At 51.8% G+C, this 5327-nt stretch carries 4 protein-coding genes; 2 read left to right on the top strand and 2 right to left on the bottom strand.

Going from position 1 to position 5327, the window contains the following annotated elements:
• Positions 1-166: 166 nt before the first annotated feature.
• Entirely contained in the window at positions 167-1126 is a 960-nt protein-coding gene (locus C7B82_RS12255) for a phosphoadenosine phosphosulfate reductase domain-containing protein (protein WP_106256577.1), read from the bottom strand.
• A gap of 209 nt (positions 1127-1335) precedes the next feature.
• On the opposite strand from C7B82_RS12255, the gene C7B82_RS12250 reads away from it, so the two are divergent.
• Positions 1336-3525 carry a DNA phosphorothioation-associated putative methyltransferase gene (locus tag C7B82_RS12250; protein ID WP_106256578.1) on the top strand — a complete coding sequence of 730 codons (2190 nt, stop codon included), beginning with the start codon at positions 1336-1338 and terminating at the stop codon, positions 3523-3525.
• A gap of 378 nt (positions 3526-3903) precedes the next feature.
• Here C7B82_RS12250 and C7B82_RS12245 read toward each other — a convergent pair whose 3' ends face one another.
• Positions 3904-4689 carry a transposase family protein gene (locus C7B82_RS12245; RefSeq protein ID WP_245939850.1) on the bottom strand — a complete coding sequence of 262 codons (786 nt, stop codon included), beginning with the start codon at positions 4687-4689 and terminating at the stop codon, positions 3904-3906.
• A 109-nt stretch (positions 4690-4798) separates the two neighbouring features.
• On the opposite strand from C7B82_RS12245, the gene C7B82_RS12240 reads away from it, so the two are divergent.
• A complete protein-coding gene (locus tag C7B82_RS12240) occupies positions 4799-5272 on the top strand; it encodes a HEAT repeat domain-containing protein (protein WP_106256576.1) in 474 nt (157 codons plus the stop codon).
• Positions 5273-5327 lie beyond the last annotated feature (55 nt).

The raw sequence follows: 5327 nt of genomic DNA, 5'->3' as shown, positions 1-5327 counted from the left end.
GGCTTTGGCAGAACGTCTGCAAGCATTCATTGCCGAGTGGAATGTGTATGCTCACCCCTTTCATTGGACAACCAAGTCAGTCGCAAAAATAATGGCAAAATACGACCCTAAATCAACTCGCGCCAAGGCAAGTTGATTTCCGTACCCCTTTTATGGTGACGTGTACTTAGCGATTCTGTTTGGCTGATAGAGAGCCATCCTTGTTGACCTCTCCATGCTTGCGATGGCGATACTGCGGCTTTTTGACTTCCCAATATAACGGTCTTAGTTTTGCCAAGGGTTTCAGGTATGCCCACTCTGGTTGAGCGATAACACGATCGAGCGCCGCATCTCTCTGTACAAGGGGACAGCCAATACAACCCGTTCTGGCATTGATCGGTTCTTCCCCATCACTGACATCCTGCCCATAGACCTTCGCAATCTCTAACGTTGGGAAGCCAAGCTCTAAGTCTGCCTGAAGCAACCAATCCCAGACATGGCAGACCCGCCAATGAACGATCGGAGCCAGCTTATCCGCGATCGCCCCCGAAGACGAATGCTGAAACCAGCCCTGCCCACATTCACCGCCATCTTTCGTGCAGCTAACCGCAATGCGCTGATCGCGAGCAGCACTTTCGCCAATCCGCACGCCCGTCAGCATCAGAAACTTTTCGCCCCGCGCCTGGCGTAATGCTTCCAGTTCCCGCTCCATGCTCATCACTTTCAGCTTAGGCGTACACCAGCGAAAGGTGTTGGAAGGCGGCGGCACACCTCGACCCAGCATGTAGACAAAATAGCGATGATCGAGGTCGGGCGGCACGACACGCGTTGCCAAACAGCCTTCGTTAAAGAGGGGCTGGAGCCGATCACGCAAGGCAGCCAAGATATTGAGCGCACTCGTGTGTAGTGGCGGCAATTCCTGGCGAGTGTCGGCATAAAGAATCGTCAGGCTTTCGGGCTTGGGAATCTGCTCTGTTTCAAGTAGATGAGCGACAAGTGTGGCGGTCGCGGCTGAGTCTTTACCACCAGAGAACGCGATCGCCCAATGCTTGTAGAAGGAACCATAGTGACGCAACGATTCGACCGATAGCTCAATGCTTTTCGGCAGCGTCAGGCGCTCCTCTTCAAACAAGCTCAGAGTTCTCATCGCTGGCGCTCTTATCTTCTCAGTGGCTCCTAACCATAGCAGAGATCTTGAATCCTACACCAGGTTTAGTGGCTAGGAGAGTAGCGGTGGCTTTTTGGACACCAGGTAAACTTGATCACCTGGCTTTAGTATAAACATACTGAAACACTTTCTCTCTGCCTTGTTTAGACCAATGCCCTATGCTGGTTTTAAGCGGCTGGGTAAGCAGGATGGAACGTGTCGAACTGGCAACGGGCGCTTCCAAAACAATCGAGCAGCAATTCGCTGACATGGTAGCGTGCTGTGATCGAAGCTCGATCGGTAAGCGGCTCTTGGGTGCTTTTTATATTCACATTTCCGCCCTGCCAAGCCTTGACTCAACGCTGCAAACCTATGAGCAATTGGCTCGCCGCTATCTGCAAGAGCCGATCGCACCAACGCTGATTAAATTCAGCACCGCTCAACCCAAAATCTCCTATTTGCTCTACCCAGACTGCGAGATTGACCCGCATCCCGCCCTTGAGCAAAGTATCCAAGTAGACCTGAGTACAGGGCTGGTGAGCAGTCGTGATTATCGGGATACCGACAATCCACCCGTACTCCATCGCAAAGAGAACTTTATTGCGCCCAGCCATCCCCACTACAGCGAATTTGCCGCATTGACACGCCAGCAGGATCGTCTGGGTCTACTGAACAACTCGCGTGAGCTTGGCACCCGTTTTGGCTGGCAGCAGCGCTTGGCAGCCCACCACGTTGAACTGCATGGTCATCGGCTAGCTTGCCCGCTGAGGGCTTCGTCGAATCGCACTCCACCCAAGATCGATCGACACAAAGCGGCTCTGGTGCGGACCGGTCATCGGCTAGCTTGCCCGCTGAGGGCTTCGTCGAATCGCACTCCACCCAAGATCGATCGACACAAAGCGGCTCTGGTGCGGACCGCGCTTTCTAAACCTATGCGATCAGCACTGGAAGCAGGGCTATTCACAACAGGCACCACGTTCTTTGACTATGGCTGTGGGCATGGCGGCGATGTGCAACGCATGGCTGAACAGGGGTTTGACGGCTCTGGCTGGGACCCCCACTATCAACCTGATACTCCTCGTGTTGCTGCCGATGTGGTCAATCTGGGCTACGTCATCAATGTGATCGAAGACCCAGTAGAACGGCGAGAAGCACTGGTCAATGCCTGGGCGCTAACCCAGAGAGTGCTTATTGTCTCAGCACAGGTTCTGATTGAGGACCGCATTCGCGGCACGGTCATCTATGGCGATGGTGTGATTACGCGCCGCAATACGTTTCAGAAGAACTATGAGCAAGAAGAACTGAAGGTCTACATCGATCAGGTTTTGGCAGTCGATGCGATTCCAGTGGCGTTGGGTATCTACTTCGTGTTTCGGGATGAGATGCAGGCGCAGAGTTTCCGGGCTTCGCGCTTTCGATCGCGCACCACTACACCGAGAGTTAAAGCCAGCGTCCAACGCTTTGAGGCGTATAAGGAACTCTTGGCTCCTCTCATGGTGTTCGTCAGCGATCGCGGACGCTTGCCCACTGCTGAAGAAACTCAAGCCTTCGCCTCACTGCAAACAGAATTTGGGACGCTTCGCAGAGCCTTTCAGGTGGTGTTGCAGGCAACAAATGCTCAAGAGTGGGATGCGATCGCCGACAAACGCCGTCAGGATTTGCTGGGTTATCTTGCCCTCAGTCACTTCAGTCGCCGTCCCAAACTACAAGAATTTTCCTCTGTCGTACAGAACGATATCAAAGCGCTCTTTGGTGGCTATCAGCAAGCCTGTACAGCCGCAGATCTGATGCTGTTGAGCATCGGCAAGCTCGAAATTATGGGTGCCCGTTGCCATGCCAGTGCCGTTGGCAAGAAACTGCCGCATTCGCTTTGGGTACATGTCTCTGTAATCGAAGCCCTCGATCCACTGTTGCGCCTTTATGAAGGTTGCGCCTCTCGCACGAACATGCTTCGCATGGCAAGCAACGGTCGTCCTGAAGAGGCAAACGTGATCAAGTTCCATTGCGGCAAACCCAAAATCTCTTATCTGGTTTACCCAGAGTTTGACGCTGATCCCCATCCTGCCCTTTACACGAGTATGCAGGTTGACCTACGGGATTTACACGTCAGCGATCGCGACTATGACCCAGAGGACAATCCACCCGTGCTCCACCAGAAGGATTTGCTGGTGCTGTCGGATTATCCACTCTACGAGAAGTTTGCCAAGCTGAATCGGCAGGAGAAGGATTGGGGGTTGCTGGAGGATTGGCAGCAGATCAGTGAGCGGCGAGGTTGGCAGAAATGTCTCGAAGACCACTGTGCAGAGTTGAAGGGGCATCGGGTAGTGTGGCAGAAGGATGCTGACCCGTATCAAATAAAGTTGATACGGTCTGCTCGTCCGAGAAAAACGGTAGAGTAGCCTGTAAAGTTAACGTTTAGAGGCTGAAAGCTTCTTTGTTGAAAGGCTGTTTAGTCCCAGCAGGCAAAGTGTATTCCCGATACAAGGTTATAAGTATAAACATCCTGTAAAAAGTGAAATTTAACTACAATAACCGGATTAAGCTGAGGTTTATAGAAAATGGTTCCTAGAGGATGCTCTGTCTACTAGACTTGTTGGAAAATAAAACCAGCTACTCAACAGGATTGTAGACATCCTCTACTAATCTATGCCGCATCCAAGTAGAAGTGCCATAGACCTGCGGCGTTCAACCTTAAGCCGTCATCAAAATCAGTCACACGATTCCTGTAAACCGCTGTTACTGCGTTGTATCGCTTGATGCCAGCATGAGCATGTACCCTACGGGAAGCAAGCTACACACTTGACTCGCTGCCGACTAAACGCTCGATTCTCTGGCTTTTGTTGCTCACTCCACGCTTTCCCCCTCGGCTTTTGATGCGGTAGGTGAACGTTGACCAACTCGTTCTGCAAGCCTTGAAAGCCTAAAGCCCCCTCCACAGCAATGGCATCAGGGAGGTCACCGACCCAGTGCTCCTCATCCAACTGCCGCTTGTCAGGCACTGTTCCAGGTCTGGCTTTGGTCAGAATGATGACCCGTTTTTGGCGCGTGCTGCCAGTGATCTGTTTGCGGGTGTGGCGTTTCTTTTTGCCGGAGTAAGGCTCCTTCTGTTTTTCTGAGTCTTTCGGTCGCTGTACCGGACGTTCCGTGCCCTCTAGAATGACCGCGTTGACATCGGGAAAGCGTTCCAGAAAGGCCTCCAGGCTCCGCAACTTGCGTGCTGGTAAAGCCTGTTTGGCTCCCAAAGTCTGCTCCAAAAGTGGCAGCAATCCCTGTACCCAGTCCCAAGCACAGGCACGGTCAAAGCCAAACAAGACACTCATCAAATCAAAGGTGGGATAGCCTTTACAGTACAACAGGATGTAAAACAGCTTCTTCCGACTTGTCCGTAAAGTTGCCTTTCGTCCCCCTCCAGGCGCACGTTGGCGCTCTACAGCCGCTTTGATCTGACTGCGCTGATCGGTCTCTGTAAAACCAGGCAAGAGTGCCTCAAAGGCTTTGCGGTTAAGTCCTGTCATTGCCCGCATCAGTCGGTCACTTTGAAGAATGCGGTCTAGATTCAGCATGGGTAGAACATTAGGCAACGGTGGGTTATTATCCCTTATTTCCCAACAGGTCTACTAAAGCTGTATCTCAGTCATCAATGCTTGTTTAGCCCTCCTTTGAGGATTGTTTGTGCCCAAAATTAAGCAGCAAACTAAGATCTTTTTTACTCCTGCATGCTGCACTATGGCTGCTGGTATCTCCTTAGCTGTCGCTACATCTGTCTTTGCCCAGGTTGTTCAGCCGAAACAACCTGAGCCTACTCGGTCTGAAGTCACTCCTCTTTCGCGTGATAGGACAAATGGGAATGGAGAGACGAAAGTGTGTGCAGATGCTGATGTTGAGCGGTATGTATCAAAATTAGGCACTGCAAATTTGACTAATGCTGATTTCGATGCACTGGTGAAGTGTGGTGCTCAAGCAGTTCCTGCCCTTTCTCAAGCTCTTAAAAGCGATCGCGCTGAGGTACGCGCTAGTGCTGCTTACGCGTTAGGTCAAGTTGGTCAAGAAGCCTACGTAGCAGTACCCAGGCTTGTAATGATGCTTCGTGATGACTCCAGCACTGATTATGGGGCGTTGACTAGTGGTCTGTCAATTAATTGTTGACGGGTCACAAGGGGGTAAAGTTGAGAAGGATTCCCTTGCCTTCAATTGAATGACG

Source organism: Stenomitos frigidus ULC18, assembly GCF_003003795.1.
In the GTDB taxonomy this organism is placed as follows: Bacteria; Cyanobacteriota; Cyanobacteriia; order Leptolyngbyales; family Leptolyngbyaceae; genus Stenomitos; species Stenomitos frigidus_A.
This window is presented reverse-complemented; position numbering and strand designations above follow the sequence as displayed.

Coding starts and splice junctions, on each gene's coding strand:
- C7B82_RS12245 (WP_245939850.1), bottom strand. CDS start 4,689: ATGCTGAATCTAGACCGCATTCTTCAAAGTGACCGACTGATGCGGGCA.
- C7B82_RS12250 (WP_106256578.1), top strand. CDS start 1,336: ATGGAACGTGTCGAACTGGCAACGGGCGCTTCCAAAACAATCGAGCAG.
- C7B82_RS12255 (WP_106256577.1), bottom strand. CDS start 1,126: ATGAGAACTCTGAGCTTGTTTGAAGAGGAGCGCCTGACGCTGCCGAAA.